At 69.8% G+C, this 15,814-nt stretch carries 14 protein-coding genes and 4 pseudogenes; 11 read left to right on the top strand and 7 right to left on the bottom strand.

Going from position 1 to position 15,814, the window contains the following annotated elements; genetic code table 11:
- Nucleotides 1-11: 11 nt before the first annotated feature.
- Together ACWEKM_RS08920 and ACWEKM_RS08915 are read right to left on the bottom strand one after the other, a co-directional pair.
- Complete coding sequence (locus ACWEKM_RS08920) at nucleotides 12-932, bottom strand: sugar phosphate isomerase/epimerase family protein (RefSeq protein ID WP_451620469.1); 921 nt, start codon at nucleotides 930-932, stop codon at nucleotides 12-14.
- Between the two features lies 1 nt (nucleotide 933).
- On the bottom strand, nucleotides 934-2,079 hold the full coding sequence (locus ACWEKM_RS08915; protein WP_451620468.1) for a Gfo/Idh/MocA family protein: 1,146 nt from the start codon (nucleotides 2,077-2,079) through the stop codon (nucleotides 934-936).
- A gap of 117 nt (nucleotides 2,080-2,196) precedes the next feature.
- On the opposite strand from ACWEKM_RS08915, the gene ACWEKM_RS08910 reads away from it, so the two are divergent.
- The gene (locus ACWEKM_RS08910; protein WP_451620467.1) at nucleotides 2,197-3,372 is read left to right on the top strand and encodes an ROK family protein; all 1,176 of its coding nucleotides are present in this window, start codon (nucleotides 2,197-2,199) and stop codon (nucleotides 3,370-3,372) included.
- Nucleotides 3,373-3,421: 49 nt separating this feature from the next.
- Nucleotides 3,422-3,829: pseudogene (locus ACWEKM_RS08905) on the top strand (aminoglycoside phosphotransferase family protein); the annotation flags it as partial.
- A 34-nt stretch (nucleotides 3,830-3,863) separates the two neighbouring features.
- Here ACWEKM_RS08905 and ACWEKM_RS08900 read toward each other — a convergent pair.
- Together ACWEKM_RS08900 and ACWEKM_RS08895 are read right to left on the bottom strand one after the other, a co-directional pair.
- Nucleotides 3,864-4,509, bottom strand: a pseudogene (locus ACWEKM_RS08900) (IS5 family transposase); the annotation flags it as partial.
- A 264-nt stretch (nucleotides 4,510-4,773) separates the two neighbouring features.
- Nucleotides 4,774-6,231: pseudogene (locus ACWEKM_RS08895) on the bottom strand (IS1380 family transposase).
- 346 nt (nucleotides 6,232-6,577) lie between these two features.
- Here ACWEKM_RS08895 and ACWEKM_RS08890 point away from each other — a divergent pair.
- From ACWEKM_RS08890 to ACWEKM_RS08875, 4 genes are read left to right on the top strand one after another with little or no spacing between them, the layout of a single operon-like run.
- On the top strand, nucleotides 6,578-7,168 hold the full coding sequence (locus tag ACWEKM_RS08890) for an RNA polymerase sigma factor (RefSeq protein ID WP_451620466.1): 591 nt from the start codon (nucleotides 6,578-6,580) through the stop codon (nucleotides 7,166-7,168).
- Nucleotides 7,165-8,091, top strand: a complete 927-nt coding sequence (locus ACWEKM_RS08885) for a hypothetical protein (protein WP_451620465.1) — start codon at nucleotides 7,165-7,167, stop codon at nucleotides 8,089-8,091. Before ACWEKM_RS08890 ends, ACWEKM_RS08885 begins: the two co-directional genes overlap by 4 nt.
- A 38-nt stretch (nucleotides 8,092-8,129) precedes the next feature.
- Complete coding sequence (locus ACWEKM_RS08880) at nucleotides 8,130-8,933, top strand: AAA family ATPase (RefSeq protein ID WP_451620464.1); 804 nt, start codon at nucleotides 8,130-8,132, stop codon at nucleotides 8,931-8,933.
- A gap of 41 nt (nucleotides 8,934-8,974) precedes the next feature.
- On the top strand, nucleotides 8,975-9,532 hold the full coding sequence (locus tag ACWEKM_RS08875; protein WP_451620463.1) for a hypothetical protein: 558 nt from the start codon (nucleotides 8,975-8,977) through the stop codon (nucleotides 9,530-9,532).
- Here ACWEKM_RS08875 and ACWEKM_RS08870 read toward each other — a convergent pair.
- Nucleotides 9,450-10,406: an IS5 family transposase gene (locus tag ACWEKM_RS08870; RefSeq protein WP_451620462.1), complete on the bottom strand. Its 957-nt coding sequence runs from the start codon at nucleotides 10,404-10,406 to the stop codon at nucleotides 9,450-9,452. The two genes, ACWEKM_RS08875 and ACWEKM_RS08870, sit on opposite strands and share 83 nt — an antisense overlap.
- Nucleotides 10,407-10,565: 159 nt before the next feature.
- On the opposite strand from ACWEKM_RS08870, the gene ACWEKM_RS08865 reads away from it, so the two are divergent.
- The 3 genes and pseudogenes from ACWEKM_RS08865 (at nucleotide 10,566) to ACWEKM_RS08855 (ending at nucleotide 11,770) form a co-directional block, all read left to right on the top strand.
- Nucleotides 10,566-11,396 carry an IS5 family transposase gene (locus tag ACWEKM_RS08865; RefSeq protein ID WP_451620461.1) on the top strand — a complete coding sequence of 277 codons (831 nt, stop codon included), beginning with the start codon at nucleotides 10,566-10,568 and terminating at the stop codon, nucleotides 11,394-11,396.
- A gap of 3 nt (nucleotides 11,397-11,399) precedes the next feature.
- Nucleotides 11,400-11,516, top strand: a pseudogene (locus tag ACWEKM_RS08860) (IS5/IS1182 family transposase); the annotation flags it as partial.
- A gap of 107 nt (nucleotides 11,517-11,623) precedes the next feature.
- A complete protein-coding gene (locus tag ACWEKM_RS08855; protein ID WP_451620531.1) occupies nucleotides 11,624-11,770 on the top strand; it encodes a hypothetical protein in 147 nt (48 codons plus the stop codon).
- 435 nt (nucleotides 11,771-12,205) lie between these two features.
- On the opposite strand, the gene ACWEKM_RS08850 is transcribed toward ACWEKM_RS08855, so the two are convergent.
- Nucleotides 12,206-12,955: an SDR family oxidoreductase gene (locus tag ACWEKM_RS08850; RefSeq protein ID WP_451620460.1), complete on the bottom strand. Its 750-nt coding sequence runs from the start codon at nucleotides 12,953-12,955 to the stop codon at nucleotides 12,206-12,208.
- A 157-nt stretch (nucleotides 12,956-13,112) separates the two neighbouring features.
- Nucleotides 13,113-14,018, bottom strand: coding sequence for an AraC family transcriptional regulator (locus tag ACWEKM_RS08845; RefSeq protein ID WP_451620459.1), 906 nt, complete (start codon nucleotides 14,016-14,018; stop codon nucleotides 13,113-13,115).
- A 143-nt stretch (nucleotides 14,019-14,161) separates the two neighbouring features.
- On the opposite strand from ACWEKM_RS08845, the gene ACWEKM_RS08840 reads away from it, so the two are divergent.
- Both ACWEKM_RS08840 and ACWEKM_RS08835 read left to right on the top strand, forming a co-directional pair.
- Nucleotides 14,162-14,479, top strand: a complete 318-nt coding sequence (locus tag ACWEKM_RS08840; protein ID WP_451620530.1) for a putative quinol monooxygenase — start codon at nucleotides 14,162-14,164, stop codon at nucleotides 14,477-14,479.
- 102 nt (nucleotides 14,480-14,581) lie between these two features.
- Complete coding sequence (locus ACWEKM_RS08835; RefSeq protein WP_451620458.1) at nucleotides 14,582-15,550, top strand: alpha/beta hydrolase; 969 nt, start codon at nucleotides 14,582-14,584, stop codon at nucleotides 15,548-15,550.
- Nucleotides 15,551-15,814: the final 264 nt, after the last annotated feature.

Below are 15,814 nucleotides of genomic sequence, written 5' to 3'. Positions count from 1 at the left end.
GGTGGTGGGAGTCAGCTGACGATGAGGGGACGAAGGGTGCGGTGGGCGATCTCCAGGCCCCGGGTGACTTGCTGGACGTCACCGCTCCAGACCGGGTCCTCGTGCTCCACGGACAGCACGCCGGTGAAGCCGCCCTCGTACAGGGTGTCGACGATGCGGCGCCAGTCCACGTCGCCGAGCCCCGGTACGCGGTAGCGCCACCAGCCGCTGTCCCAGCCGTCGTTGCGCTCGACGGTGCGGCCGAAGAAGCCGTACCGGTTCCGGGCGGCCGGATCGAGCTGGGCGTCCTTGGCCTGGGCGTGCGGAATGCGGTCCACGTAGGGCTTGAGTGCGGCGACCGGGTCGATGCCCAGCCACAGTAGATGGGAGGGGTCATAGTTGAGGTACAGGCCGAGGTCGAACATCCATTCCCACAGCTCGGGGGAGTAGGCGAGGTTGCCCGGGTACCCGTCCGGGTGCCACCCCTCCATCACGCAGTTCTCGATGATGATCTTCACTCCGCGCTCGGCCGCGTAGGCGACCAGCGGCGGCAGCTCGCGCTCGGCCAGCGCGATGTTCTGCTTCACCGACAGGCCCGGGTGCCGGCCGATGAACGTGCCCACGAACTCCACGCCGAGCAGCTGCGCGGCGTCCACATTGGCCCGCACGTGCGCGGCGATCTCGGCCCTGCGGGCCTCGTCGGGGTGCAGGTTGTTCTCGTAGTACGCGAGCGCGGACAGCGTCAGGCCGTGCTTGTCGAAGAGCCCGCGTACCTCCTCGGCCTCGCGCTCGCCGAACCCGGTCACGTCGATGTGGCTCGCCTCGAAGTCGCGGGAGCCGGTGGACGGCCAGGTCGCCACCTCCAGCGCCGCGTAGTCGTGCGCGGCCGCCCAGGAGGCGATCTCGTCCAGCGGCAGTTGCGGAAGGCAGGCGGTCAGGAAGCCCAGCTTCATGTCAGGAGACCTCTTTCCAGGAACGGTTCGCGGCGGAGTCCAGAACCGCCTCGGTGAGGCGCACCATGCGCGCGGCGTCGTGAAAGGTGGGGAACGCGCCCCCGGTGCCGTCTTTGCGGATCGCGGCGTGCACGTCGCGGACGAAAGCGGCGAAGCAGTCCAGGTAGCCCATCGGGTGGCCGCCGGGGACCACCGACAGCCGGGCCGCCTCGGGGGACAGGAGCGCCGGAGCGCGCAGCACCGCGGCGTTCTCGCCGCGGCTGCCGACGAACAGCGACTCGGGGTTCTCCTGGTCGAAGGCGAGCGCGGTGCGGGTGCCGTCCACCTCGAACCACAGCCGGTTCTTGCGGCCGGGAGAGATCTGGGAGACGGTCACCGACCCGCTGGCGCCGCGGTCGGTGCCGAACAGCAGCTGCACCACGTCCTCGGTGGCGGGCGTGCCGCCGTCGCGCGGCACGGTCTGGGTGAGCGCCGTCAGCTCGGTGATCCGGTGGCCGGTCACCCACTCCACCAGATCGCACCAGTGCGAGCCGATGTCGGCGAACGCCCGGGACGGGCCGCCGGCCGCCGCGTCCACCCGCCAGTTGGTGTCGCCGGGCTCGGACAGCCAGTCCTGCAGGTAGTGGCCGTGCACCAGGCGCACGTCGCCGGACCGGCCGTCGCGGACCCGGGCCCGCGCCTCGGCGGCCATCGGGTGGTACCGGTACACGAACGGGACCGCGGCCACCCGCCCGCTGTTCGCGGCCAGCGCCGCCAGCGCGTCGGCGGCGGCCGCCGAGGTGGTCAGCGGCTTCTCGCACACCACGTGCTTGCCCGCGCGCAGCGCCAGCTCGGCCAGGCGGGCGTGCACGTCGTTGGGCGTGCACAGGTGGACCACGTCCACCTCGTCGCTGGTGACCAGCTCCTCTGAGGAGTCGAAGGCCCGGCCGACGCCGAGCGCGGCGGCGGCCTCCTTGGCACGGGCGGGGGTCGAGGCGCTGATCCCGACGACCGGCTCGCCGGTGCGGCGCACCGCGTCCAGGTGCACCCGGCCGATCATGCCGACGCCGGCGATGGCCGTCCGCAGCGGCGCCGGGGGCGACCCCTGCGGCGGTCCTTGCGGCGACGCACCCGCCGATGCGTGCGAGTTGTGGCCCGAAGCTCCCAACGCGGCCTCCCTTTCGGTTCACCTGCGACGCTAGCCACCCGGGTTTCGGTTGACAATGGCAATATTTCGGCTAACTTCTGTCATAAATCGGTGGACGGTACGAGGGGCGAGGGACACGTGAGCGCAGCAGGCGAACGGCAGTTGACCGCACTGAGCGAACTCGCCGGGCTCGTCGCGGGCGGCGCCACCCGGCGCAGCCAGCTCGCCACCGCCACCGGGCTTTCCCGGGCCGCCGTCGCCCAGCGCGTCGACCTGCTGATCACCAAGGGCCTGCTGGTCGAGACCGGCACCGTCGCCACGGAACGCGGCAGGCCCCCGCTCACCCTGCAACTCGCCTCGGACACCTCGGTGGTGTGCGCCGTCGACCTGGGCGCCACCCGCGGCACCGTCGCCGTCGCCGAACTGGGCGGCGCCGTACTGGCCGAGGCGACCGAGGAACTCGACATCAACGACGGGCCCGAGGCCGTCCTCACCCGCCTCCACGAGCAGCTCGGCCGTCTCCTCGCCGATGCCGGCCACCCCGCCTCCCACGTGCGGGCGATCGGCATCGGCGTGCCGGGACCCGTCGAAGCCAGCACCGGTACCGTCATCCGCCCGCCGATCATGCGCGGCTGGGACGGCTACCGCGTCCCCGGCTTCTTCGAGGGCCGCTACGACGCGCCCGTGCTGGTCGACAACGACGTGAACATGATGGCGCTCGGCGAGTACGCGCACCGGCCCGCGACGTCCCATCTGCTCTACGTCAAGGTCGGCACCGGCATCGGCTGCGGCATCGTCTCCGACGACCGCGTGCACTGGGGCGCGTCCGGCGCCGCGGGCGACATCGGGCACATCAGGGTGCCCGGGCACGACGACGTCCTCTGCCACTGCGGCAACACCGGCTGCGTGGAGGCGGTCGCCTCGGGCGCGGCCGTCGCGGCCACCCTGCGCGAGGCCGGCCTGCCCGTCGAGCACGTCGCCGACGTCGTCCGCCTGGTCACGGTCGGCGACCCCACAGCGCGCCGCCAGGTGCGGCTGGCCGCGCAGCGCATCGGTGACGTGCTGGCGTCCCTGGTCAGCTTCTGGAATCCCGACACCATCGTGCTCGGGGGCAGCATCGCGAGCCTCCACGATGATCTGCTCGCCGACATCCGGGCGGCGGTGTACCGCCGGGCCCTCCCTCTGGCGACGCGCACGGTCGCCATCGAGACCACGCTTCTCGGGCGGCGGGCCGGTATCGAGGGGGCGAGGCGGCGGGCCGTCCACCACCTGCTCTCTCCCGAGGGGATCGGCCAGTTCCTCTCCACGTCATGAGGGTTCGCCTCGCACGGTGGGAAGCCCACTCCCCCGAAGGACAACCCCCATGATTTCGCCGCAGGGTATCGAGGTCCCTGACGCCCTGGTCGCGTCGTACACGAGGAACGGTGGTGAAGAGGAACGGACCTGGATCGCCCGGCTGCCCGCGCTGGTGGCGGAGCTGCTCGACCGATGGGCACTGGAGCGCGACGGCGGCATCGGGTCCGGCGATGCCTCACTGGTGGTACCGGTGCGCCGCACGGACGACACCCGCGCCGCGCTCAAACTCCAGATGCCCCGCGAGGAGACGACCGCCGCGCTGATCGGACTGCGGGCGTGGAACGGTGACGGCATCGTACGGTGGCTCGACCACGCCCCGGACGGCAGCGCCGTGCTGCTGGAACGCCTGGACGGCTCACGCACCCTGGCTTCCGTCGAGGACGACGACGTAGCCATGACCGTCTTGGCCGGACTTAGATCCCCTAACAAAGTGGGAGGTTTCTCGGGCGTCACCAGCAGATGATGCCGCGGGCCAGGCTGAGGAAGGCTTCGTGGATGTCGTCGCGGATCTCCCAGCGGATGTGTAACCGGCGGAACCAGTGCAGCAGCGCGAAGCTCTGCTCGACGACCCAGCGGTGGACGCCGAGCCCTGAGCCGTGTCCGGTCCCACGGCGGGCGATGACGGGCGTGACACCGACCGCCCGGACCTGCTTGCGGTACTTGTCATGGTCGTAGCCGCGGTCGGCGTAGAGCTTGTCCGGGCGTCGGCGGGGCCGTCCGTGTCGGCCGCGCACCGGCGGAACGGCCTGGATCAGAGGGATGAGGCGGGTGACGTCGTTGCGGTTGCCACCGGTTCAGTGGTGCCGTCGGCGGAATGCCGTGCGCTTCGGTGATCAGATGGTGCCTGGAGCCTGTCCGGGCACGGTCGACCGGGCTCGGTCCGGTTCTGGGCCGCCTTTCATGGCCCGCACGTGGGAGCCGTCGATCACCGCCCCGGACCAGTCCAGAGCGCCGGCGGCATGCAGTTCGGCCGGCAGCGATTCGTGCAGGCGCTGCCACACGCCCGCCCGCGCCGTTCCAGTTGCGCAGGCGCCGCCAGCACGTCATGCCGGAGCCGAAGCCCAGCTCCTGCGGCAGGAACTCCCACGGGATTCCGCGCCCACAACTCATCCGACACGATCCACGGCAGCTGCTCACCCCTTCTCATGTGCAGGCTAATAACCCATCAGACCCCAACATTCCAAGCCGCGTTACGACATTCTGTTAGCCTCGCCGTTTCGGCTGGTGTGATGAGACGTCGCGGATCGTCAGCCGTCGGGTGGGCGACGCGATTTCAGAGCTCGGGCATGGTGGAGGCCCGGCGCGGTGGTCGGGTTCTTCAGGTCCTTCGAGTCGTGGGCGGTCGGGTGATGTTGCCGGTCAGCTGGCCGGGCGGGGCAGGGTGGCGAGGTGACGGAAGGCCGTGGCGAGTTCGTCTCTCCAGGGCCAGGTGGCCGATCTCCGCGAGTGCAGACGGTGACCGCCGCGGGTGAGGCGGGCGGCGACGTGCAGCAGTCGGTAGCGGAGCTTCTTCGGCTCGGCAGCCGCGAGTTCGCCGTCCAGCAGCAGGAAACGCATCCAGGCGAGCAGGTCGATCGCCGCGCGGCTGGGTTCCAGCCGGACGGCATTGACACGGAAGTCGCGGGAGGGGAACCGGCCGAACCCGGTGGTCTTGCCGCACCGGATGCGGTCCTCGACAGTGGCATGCCCTCGGTGGCGGACTTCCAGGAACTGGGCCGAACCACCGTCAAAGTAGGGGGTGTCGGTGAGGAACACCTGGTGGCGCAGGTTCTTGTCCTGGTCGAACAGGGACAGCTGGGCGCCGGGGTGGGGCCGCTCGAGGCGCACGATGATGCGGGTGCCGGCCGGATAGCCGCCCGGATCGATCATGCCGGTCAGCTCGGCGACCTCGGCGCCGTCAGGCAGTGTCCCGTCCTGGTTCGGGGCGGGATGCCGGAGGCGGTCGGGCATGGCCCGAATGGCGCGACGGACCGGTTTGGTGATGGCATATCCCACCGAGAAACAGGTACGGAATTTTCGTTCCCGCAGGTCGCGGATTTGGGTGAGGAAGGCTTTCGCTGATCCGGCACTGTCGGTGCGGATGAGGATGTCGGTGCTGTGCCGGTGGGCGTCGGGGATCTGGGCGAGTGCCTGGTCGAGCACGGTGGTGTGGTCGCTCGCGGTGTTGGCGCCGGCGTTCCCGGGCCGCAGCCGACCGGACCGTGCCTCGCCGGTGTTGGCCAGGGAGCACAGCAGCGAGTGGAACCCGAAACCGCCCTTATAGGTGGGTGCCGCCGCCTGTTTCTCGGAGTGGCAGGTGTTCAGCGTGGCGTCGAGGTCCAGGACCAGACCGGGCAGCACGCGTCCCGCGGCGCGGACAGTGGGAATGCCCTCACCGTGGTCGGCGGCCTGCAGCCAGGCGACCTCCCGAGCCGAAGCACGGGCAGCCGCCGGCGAGGCGGGGGCAGTCTCGTCGACATCGGCGAGCAGCCGCCAGGCCGTCGGTGTCGAGGCGGCAGCGCCGAACACTTCTGCCTGGTCCCGCAGCACGGCCGGGTCCGCGATGGCCTCGCCGCCGTCAGCGATCATCACCGCCGGGTCGGTAGCGATCCGGCCTGGATCATGTCAGGTCCCGCGCGGCCGAGGCGGCCTGAGAGCGGTGGAGTACGCGGCGGTCAGCCCGGTGGCATCAGCGAGATCCGCCAGCAGCCGTGCCCCGGCATGCCCGACCACCCCCGAAGCATCGGCACTGACCTGGACCCTGGGACGCAACCCGATAGCCTGCACGTAGAAAGTGCCCTCCGCCTGGACCGACAGAACCCTCTCAGCAAGGTTCATCGTCCCAGGCCGGAAGGGCACTTTTGTTTTTCCGCCTCAACAGCAGTCGTACCCAAGCCAAACAGCGAGGTTAGGAGTTCTAAGTTCAGAGCTCTCACCCTTCACGTAGAGATCTGCGCCGCCACTGGCGCGCGCGGCCGGGCCTTGGTGTGCGCCGCTTTCCAGAGCCGCCCCGCCCGCAGTCCGAACCGACGTGCGATGCCGTCGCGATGAGGCGGCGATGCGCCGGGCGACATGACGCCCCATCGTTGTTGCCGCCCTTGCTGGGGTGGGGCGCGAACGCAATCGGCGCGGTGTGACAAGTACGGGGTGAGACCGTCGTCCGGCGGTCGGAGAGGGAGCTTCCGTGGAATCGGAGCACGACGCGTACGGCGATCGTGACAGTGACACCCAACTGTCCATGTCCGCCGAGGATCCGGCGGAGTTCACGCCCCTGGTCGAGAGGTACTCGGCGGCCCTGCACGGCTACTTCGCGCGGCGGATGCCCGGCGCGGCGGACGATCTGCTGGCCGAGGCCTGGCTGCAGGCGTTCGCCGCGCGGCGCACCTTCGACGCCTCGCGCGGATCCGCGCGAGGCTGGCTGTTCGGGGTGGCCCGCAACGTCCTCGCCGGCACTGTGCGGCGGGCCGCGCGGACAGAGGTCCCGCCGGGGGAACAGGTCACCGACCCGTGGCAAGCGGTGGACCAGCGGCTGGACGCGGCGGCGCTGGCGCCCGCGCTGCGCGGCGCGCTGGCCGAACTGCCCGTAGAGGAGCGGGAGGTGATGCTCCTCGTCAGTTGGGAGCAACTGACGCCGGCCGAGGCGGCCGCCGCCGTGGGCATCCCGTCAGGGACGGCCCGCTCGCGGCTGCACCGGGCCCGGGGCCGGTTGCGCGAACGGCTCGGGCCGGCCCGCCAGGCGGGCCGGCGCCCTGCCATGACAGGAGACCTGGCATGAGTACACACGACACGGAGGAGACGGGCATGACCGAGCGGCAGGCACTGATGGACTTCCCGGGCGCCAAGGCGCTGCAGGCGGCGGGCCGGGTCGAGCCCCCGTCGGCGCAAGTGCTGGCCCGGGCGCTGGCGGCGGTCGAGGAGGCCGTGCGGGAGGACGCGGGCCAGGCCGCCCCCCGGGTGGAGGTACGGCAGGACGCCGTGGTGACGCCGTTGCGCAAGCGCCGTCGCGTTCTCTCCGTCCTGGCGTTGGCCGCGGTCGCGGCCGGCGTCACGGTGACGGGCGTGAACATGGGAGCGGGCACCCGGCACGGGACACAGGCGCAGTCCGCGTCGGTCTTCCTGAACAACGTCGCCGAGGTCGCCGCCACGCGGTCGGCCGGCTCGGGGAGGTACTGGAAGGTCCAAACCAATTCCGCCGAGTCGTACATCACGCGCTCCATGGACGCTACCTACGTCACCTCCGGCAAGACCCCCCGCAAGACACGGTTTCCCGGCTGGAGGCTCGGGTCGAAGACCTACGACTGGAACGGTCTGGACAGGCTGACCACGAACCCGGCGCAGCTGCTGCGGCAGATCGAGACCACGACCAAGGCCTCCGCTGACGAGGACGAGGACGCGGGAACGCTCGGCTTCGTGCAGGCGATCACCCTCCTCGCCAACGCCCCCGCCAGCCCGCAACTGCGCAGCGGCGTGTTCCGGGCGCTGGCCGAACTGAAGAGCGTGACCGTCGTCGGCACCGTCAAGGACAGCACCGGGCGCACCGGGACGGAGCTGGCCTACCACGGTGGCGTCGGCACCACCAAGGTGATCATCGCCCCGAAGACCGGCACCCTCCTGGAACTCATCGAGCCGTGGCGGAGTGAGAAGGAGGAGCGCCAGGTGACATACCTGTCCGCCGGCCTGACCAACACGATCGGCTGACGGACGACGCGGAACGGCGCACGGCCCCGCCCTGGACCGTGCGCCGTGGCCCCGGGGCCTGCTGGCACCCCTCACATGTGCCCCGGGGCATCCACCAAGCACGGCATGACCGGCCCATACCAGCAGGACGCTTCCGACGGCTCGACACCGACGACACATTGGTCTACCTGGACACTCAACCGCAACGGGATACTCGCCCCGTGACTACCGCTGCGTTCGTTGTCGTATCAGGGCTGCCAGGAAGCGGAAAGAGCACTCTGGCCCGCTGTCTGGCCCGACATCTGGACCTCCCGGTGATCGACAAGGACGTGATCCTGGAGTCCCTCTTCGACTCCCTCGGAGTCGGCGACGAGGCATGGCGCCACAGGTTGAGCCAAGCAAGTGACGACATCCTGTTCGCACTGGCCGCGGATGCCAGCCGTGCCATTCTCGACAACTGGTGGCACCACGACACCGCCCCCGGAAGGCTCACGAGCCTCGCCGACCTCCTGATCGAAGTTCACTGCGACTGCGACGCCGCCCTCGCTGCCGAACGATTCCGCACGCGCACCCGGCACCCCGGCCACCTGGACCCGCAGCTCACCTCTGCCCAGGTCGCCGAACGCGTGGCAGCCATCCGCGCCACCTACACAGGGCCGCTCCGCTTGGGCGGCCCCCTGCTGACCCTCGACACCAGCCACCACGTCGACACTCTCGAAATCGCCAAGACGGTCGCACAGATCTTGACGGCCAGCTCAGAACCTGAGCACAGGAATGGCCAGCTCAGAGCGTTGTGGCAAACGGAACTCCTGCCCGATGAGCAGGGGTTTCTTGCTGTTCGGGGCATGATCGCGAAGGGGTAGGGGCAGGCAGTGGACGGTTGTTGTCGGGCCTGGAGGGCGCGATGCCGTCGGTGATCGGTCTGCTCGAACAGCGTGAGGCGCGGGCGCGGGAGGAGCTGGAGTCGTGGATGGAGGTGCTGAGCCAGGCCCAGGAGGAGGTTGCCGCGGCCACGGAGCGGGCCGAGCGTGCCCGGGTGGCCCGGGAGGAACGCGTGCAGGCGCTCGCCGAGGTGGGGGCGGGCGGTGTCGCCGCCGTGCCGGTCGACGCTGGTACCGAGGTGGGGCCGGGGCCTGTCCGCGTGGAGCCTGGGTATAACGAGCGTCCGCCGCAGTGGCATCCGGGTCTGGGCGAAGAGGCGTTGTGCGGGCTGTATCGCGAGGTGTTCCGCGTTGTCGCGGCCGCCGGGGATCCGCTGTCCGGCGCCGAGTTGACACACAGGCTCGGGCGACCGGCGGAGAAGAACGAGGTGGAGAAGGTACGCCATCGCGCCTACACGCTCGAGGCGCGCGGCTGGCTGGTGCGCGAGAACGGGCTGTTCAGACCAGCGCCGCAGACGACCGATGGGCCCGTTGCTCCGGCCAGCGTGGAGCGTCCCCGGCCAGGCGGCGGGTCAGCCTGATCGAGGCGGCCCACCACACCATCTGCTCGTGGTGGTCGCTGCGGCGCTCGTGATCACGGTTGAGACGACGTGAGCGGGACAGCCAGCTCAGCGTGCGCTCGACCACCCAGCGGCGGGCCGGCACGGTGAAACCGCGCTGCCCGTCGGGGCGGCGCGCCACCTCGACGCGCACGCTGTGACGAGCGAACGCCTCGGCCAACGCCTGGCCCTGGTGGGCGGAGTCGACCCACACCAGCTTCAGCAGCCGGCCCGGCTCGGCCATGAACTTCTCCATCAAGGCGGGGGCGGCCTTGGAGTCGTGCACGTCGGCCGGGGTGACGGTCACCTCGAGCAGCAGGCCCTCGCTGTCGGTGAGGACGTGGCGCTTGCGCCCGTCGCGCATCTTGCCGCCGTCGTATCCGCGGCTGTTCTCGCCGACGGTCTCGGAGCCGTCGACCGACTGGGAGTCGATGATCCCCGCACTCGGCTCGGTGTTACGTCCGCGCCGCGTGCGCGCGCTGCGGCGCAGGCGTTCGTACAGTTCGCGGATGTTGTCGTAGCCCCGCCAGCGCCGGAAGAAGTCGTAGACGGCCCGCCACCAGGGATGATCCGCGGGCAGGGCCGGCCACTTGACGCCGTTGTCGACCAGGTGGCGCACTGCGTTGATCATCTCGCGGTGGCAATGCTCCTCCGGCCGTCCGCCCCGGCCCTCCAGCCAGGCCGGCACCGGCATCGCCGCGCACACCTCGGCCCACCCCGCGTCCGTCATGTCGCTCGGATACCGGGGCAGCCGGCACCCCGGCGCGATCGCCCCGAACCGGTGGACGTAGCAGTCACACTCCGGGGTGACCGAAGTGGACTCGCCGACGGCGTCGGCGGTGAACTGGCCCGACAACGGGCCTCCTTGGCGAGATCGGCCGACTCAACCGCGTCTCTACCAAGGGGCCCGTTCCTTCATGCACATCTCGCAAATGGCACCCGTGACCGAATGATCACCCACGCAGTTGCCTCGAACACCGCTCGGTTGGCCACAACGCACTAACTCCCTGGCCTTGTGCTCGAACCCCTGTGGGACCAGTTCGCCGCGCTCCTGCCCGCGCGGGCGGCGTTCGTTGCCGACCATCCGCTGGGCTGCCACCGCCGCCGAGTCCCTGACCGGACCGTCTTCGAACATATCGTGCTTGCGCTGGTCCACGGCTCCGGCTACGAGCGCATCTCCAGTCCCGGATGTTCCGACCGCACCATCCGACGGCGTGTCAAAGAGTGGGCCCAGCTAGGGATATCCGAGAAGGTTCATGCCCTCGCCCTGGAAGCCTACGACCGCGTGATCGGGCTGGGACTGACCGAGATCTCGGTTGACGGCTGCATCACCAAGGCCCCGTCCGGTGGCGAGAAGGCGGGGCGGTCACCCGTCGACCGGGGCAAGCAGGGGCTGAAACGCCCGGTCGCCTCCGACGCCTGCGGCATCCCGGTTGGCCCCGTCTCCGACGGGGCCAACCGGCATGACTCGCCCCTGCTCGGCCCGACCTTGGCGGCGGCCCGCACACAGCTCGGCGCGATGCCCGAAGACGTCAACGTCAACCTGGACCGCGGCTACGACAGCGCCACGTCGCGTGCACTGATAGCCGAGTTGGGCTTCACGGCCGAGATCGCCCGCAAGGGCGTCCCGACTCCGGTCCAGGCCGGGAAACGCTGGGTGGTCGAGCGCACGCATTCCTGGATGAACGACTACGGCAAGCTGAGACGCTGCACCGAGAAGCGCGGTGAGGCCGTGGATTTCTACCTCTACCTCGCCGCCGCCCTCGTCACACTCCGCATGCTCATCCGACGCGCGACCAAGCGCTACCGCTGGGATGGCCGTCCCACCACCCGACGCCTCAAGTGATCCATTTGCCGGTCGGTCTTATCGGACGAGCAGTGGCCGTTGATCGAGCCGGTGATCACCGCATGGAAGGACCGGCACCGCTCGGTCAGCGGCCACCAGGGTGCCTACGACATGAGGGAGACAGCTCTCCGTACCGGCCTCCGGGAGACAACCGGTCGGCGCAAACCCCCTCACGCCCCGCGAGACTGAGCTGACCCGGCTGATCGCACGCGCGCTCCAACGCCGACATCGCGGCCGAGCTGTTCATCTCGATCGACACCGTCAAAACCCACGTTGCCAATCCAGGCCAAGCTCGGTGTCGCGAACCGCGTCGGCATCGCCGCCTGGGCCTGGGAAACCGGCCATGCCCTTCCCTGCCCACCCACATGAACTGACCCCGGCTTCGTGGAATTCCCGCGGTGCCCCGGCCTGATGAGGGGGCGGTGTGCCGCATGGAAACGACTGCTGGGGCGAAGTACGGCTCGAACGTGACCTGCGGGAGGCCCTGCTCGCCTTCAGCCCGATGGCCGCTTCGACGAGGTCATCCGCACCGAGGCGGTCATCGCTACCCGTCCCTACAATGCCATGGACGTTGGGGGGATCCAGCGCGAATGATCCTGAGCCCCGTGCCTTGGCCGCCGATGCCTGGCGCCCCTCCGTGCCGGACCTTCGGCCAGGCAGTGTTCGTCTCCCGTACTACAGTCCGGCTTCTCGTCGTTGGTTCGGGTTCCCGTTCGTCGGTGTGGGCGCCAGACAGCGAGCCGGCCCCGTGCGTGTGCGCGGGGGCCGGCTCGTGACATCAGAACGACGTTACTTTTCCTGCTGGTTGATCACTTCGCCTGGGCGAGCCAGACCGCGTCGGGACCGGCCGGGAATCGCAGCTGGCCGGTCGTGTCGTGCACGGCTCGCCACACCGTCTCGGCGACGTCGCTCTCCTCGGTGAACAGGTCCTGGCCCGTGAAGTCGTCCATGGCCTTCTTCGCCCACGGTGCGTAGGGCGCCGGGACCAGCTCGTCCAGCGAGGCGCCGTTCGTCGCCCTGGCTGCGAAGTTCGTCGTCAGGCAGGCACCCGGTTCGACCGTCTTCGCCTGCACGCCGAAGGGCGCGAGCTCGAGCGCGAGGGATGCGGTGAACCCCTCGATGGCCATCTTGCTCGCCTTGTAAACGGCCGAGAGCGGCATGTGTCCCAGCACCACGCTGGAGGTCACGTTGACCACCACGCCGGAGCCGCGCTCGCGGAACTGGGGCAGCACCGCCTGGGTCGTCGCCATCACGCCGAACGTGTTGGTCTCGAAGATCTCCCGCACTCGGGCCATGGGGGTGCCTTCGAACACGCTGATCGAGGGGACGCCCGCGTTGTTGACCAGGACGTCGATGGGCCCCGCTGCCTCAAACGCGGCGGTGATGGACTCGGGCTTGGTCACGTCGAGCTCGACGACGCGGAGCCGGTCCGGCTCGGGAAGGACGCCCGCACGCGGGGTGCGCATCGTGGCGATGACGTTCCACCCCTGCGAGTGGAAGTAGAGGGCGGTTTCCCGCCCGTATCCGGAGGAGGCTCCAGTGATCAGAACTGTCTTCATGCCGTGACCCTTGCGATGTTGTGGGATCCGCGGATAGACAGGCATTTTCCTGTCCTGCGGAAGAACTGGTGATCCCATTGAATCGCTCTGACCTGCGTAAATGATAGAACTATCCTCGCCTCCTCTTGCACGATCCTCCTGCGCCGTGCCGCCTCACTCAGGACAGGACGCCTGCGGGGGTGCGCACCGTGTTCCGCAGGCGCGCGGCGTCCTTGCTGGGGGGTGCGCCGAACTGGCGGCGGTACTCGCGGCTGAACTGTGACGGGTTGTCGTAGCCGACGCGGTGGCCGATCCCGGTGACGTCGCCCGGGTGGGTGGCGAGCAGCAGCCGGGCCTCCTGAAGCCGGATCTGTTTCTGGAACTGGATGGGGCTCATCGCGGTCACCGCCTGGAAGTTGCGGTAGAAGGCGGAGACGCTCATGCCGGACATGCGGGCCACGTCTTCGACCCGGAAGGGCTCGGCGTAGTGGTCGCGGATCCAGCGCACGGCCCGGGAGACGTGGCTGAGGCCGCTGTCGGCGAGGCCGAGCTGGCGCACGGCCGCGCCCTGCTCGCCGGTGATCAGGCGCCACAGGATCTCTCGTTTGACCAGCGGGGCCAGTACGGCCCGATCACGAGGTTCGTCCAGCAGGCGCAGCAGCCGGACCGCCGCGTCGAGCAGCGCGGGCGGCGCGTCGCTGACGGCGATCCCCGACGGCGTGCCTCCGCCGGCGCGGGGGGTGTCTCCGGGCCCGGCCTGCAGCAGCAGTTCGGCGACGGCGGACGGTTCCAGCGTGAGACCGAGCCCCAGCGCCGGCTGCTCGGGGTCGGCCTGGGTGAACTGTCCAGTGACGGGCAGGTCGACGGATGCGACCAGGTACTGCCCGGCGCCGTACTCGTAGACGCGGCCGCCCAGGGCAAGGCGTTTGGCGCCCTGGGCAATGACTGCGAGCACCGTGCCGGACATGGAGGGCGTCGGCGGGTCCGACCGGTCGACCTTCGAGATGAGGACGCCATCAATGGCCGTGGTCCAGTCGGGGCGGGCGTGCCGGGCCAGCAGGGTGCGGAGCTCTTCGAGGTACATGCCTCCATTGCAGCACCATTCCTCGCCGCGGATCCTGTGACTGCGAGGATCGTGCAAGTAGAAGCGAGCATCATTCTAACGTTTCCGCAGGTCAGAACGATTGAATGGAATCACCTCACTCCACCACTGAGAAGAAGGCATCCATGATCGCCAAGTACGGCTTCAACGCCACCCTGACCGCCAAGCCCGGCATGGGCGGCCGGCTGGTCGACCTGCTACTGACCGGCCTGAACGAGGGCAGCCCCGGCGCGAGCGAACACTGCATCGTCTACCTCGTCTGCCGTTCCGCGTCCGACCCCGACGTCGTTCACGTCACCGAGGGCTGGACCAGCGAGGAGGACCACCACCGGATCTTCGCCGGCGAGGCCGCCCAGGCCATCGTGGCGCAGATCGACGGACTGCTGGCCAAGGAGTCCGAGTACACCGACTACGTCCCGGTCCGTGGCAAAACCGCCTTCTGAAGCCCCCGGATCGATCCCCACCCTCCTGTCGCCTCGGCGCCTGCCGAGGCGGCCCCCGTCCTCGTCCGACCGTCCGGCATCATCCCGCGAAAGGCCCACGACATGACCATGCCACGACCCGCCCTGGACCCTGAACTGCGTGAGCTGCTGGCCGACATGCCGCTGATGTCCCAGCTCAGCCCGGAAATACTCGCGCAACTGCGCCAGCTGCCCTCGGCGCCAATCGAGTCCCTGCTCGCACACCGGCCAGTCGACCGGCGCGAGATCATCGTGCCCGCCAGGGACGGTGCCCCGATCCCCCTGTCGGTCTTCAGCCCCGCGAACACCGACCGCACCACCGCCGCACCCTGCATCTACTGGATGCACGGCGGCGGGATGGTCATGGGCGACCGCTTCTCGCAGATCGACATCCCGCTGGAGTGGCTCGACACCTTCGGCGCGGTCGTGGTCTCCGTGGACTACCGGCTGGCGCCCGAGGCCACCGGAACCGCCCTGGTCGACGACTGCTACCAGGGACTGCTCTGGATCGCCGAACACTCCGAAGAGCTGGGCATCGACCCCGCCCGGACAGTCGTCGCCGGCGCCAGCGCGGGCGGCGGCCTCGCGGCCGGTGTCACCCTGCTGGCCCGCGATCTCGGCACTCCGGCAATCGCGGCGCAGATGCTGATCTGCCCCATGCTCGACCATCGCAACACCAGCACCTCCAGCCGCCAGTACTCTGGCGAGCCCGGCGTCTGGACCCGCGAGATGAACGAGTTCGGATGGGGCGCCGTTCTCGGCGGCCTCACCGACGACGAGGTGTCCCCATACGCCTCGCCCGCACTGGCCGACGACCTCTCGGGTCTGCCGACCACCTACATCGACACTGGTTCCGCCGAAGTCTTCCGCGACGAGGACACCGACTACGCCACCCGCATCTGGGCGGCCGGCGGCCAGGCCGAACTTCACGTCTGGGCGGGGGGCTTCCACGGGTTCGACGCCCTGTACCCGCAGGCGAACATCTCAGCCACAGCCCGCCGAACCCGCACCGACTGGCTCGCCCGACTCCTGCCCCCGAACTGCACCGTATGACGCCGCCGACGCCTTCAGGCGGCGAGCAGACTGGCTCGCCGCCTGATGCGGGCGGCGGGATGCCAGACGGGACTACCGAATGGACCCAAGACAGGGTCTGTCCAGCCGACGGCTCTGGCCCGTAGTCGGTGGTGACGTTGAGTAGCCGTCTTTGATCATGGTCTTGTGGTGGATGTCAACTCCCTTGTGGGGACGGTGTTTTCCGGGCTGTCGGCCCTGGTCGTCGAGGACGTGGCGGACGGCGGTGACTCGGTGGTGGTCGCG

It is taken from the genome of Streptomyces sp. NPDC004752 (assembly GCF_053601275.1).
The sequence above is the reverse complement of the archived record's forward strand: the minus strand, read 5'-3'. Positions and strand labels throughout refer to the sequence as shown.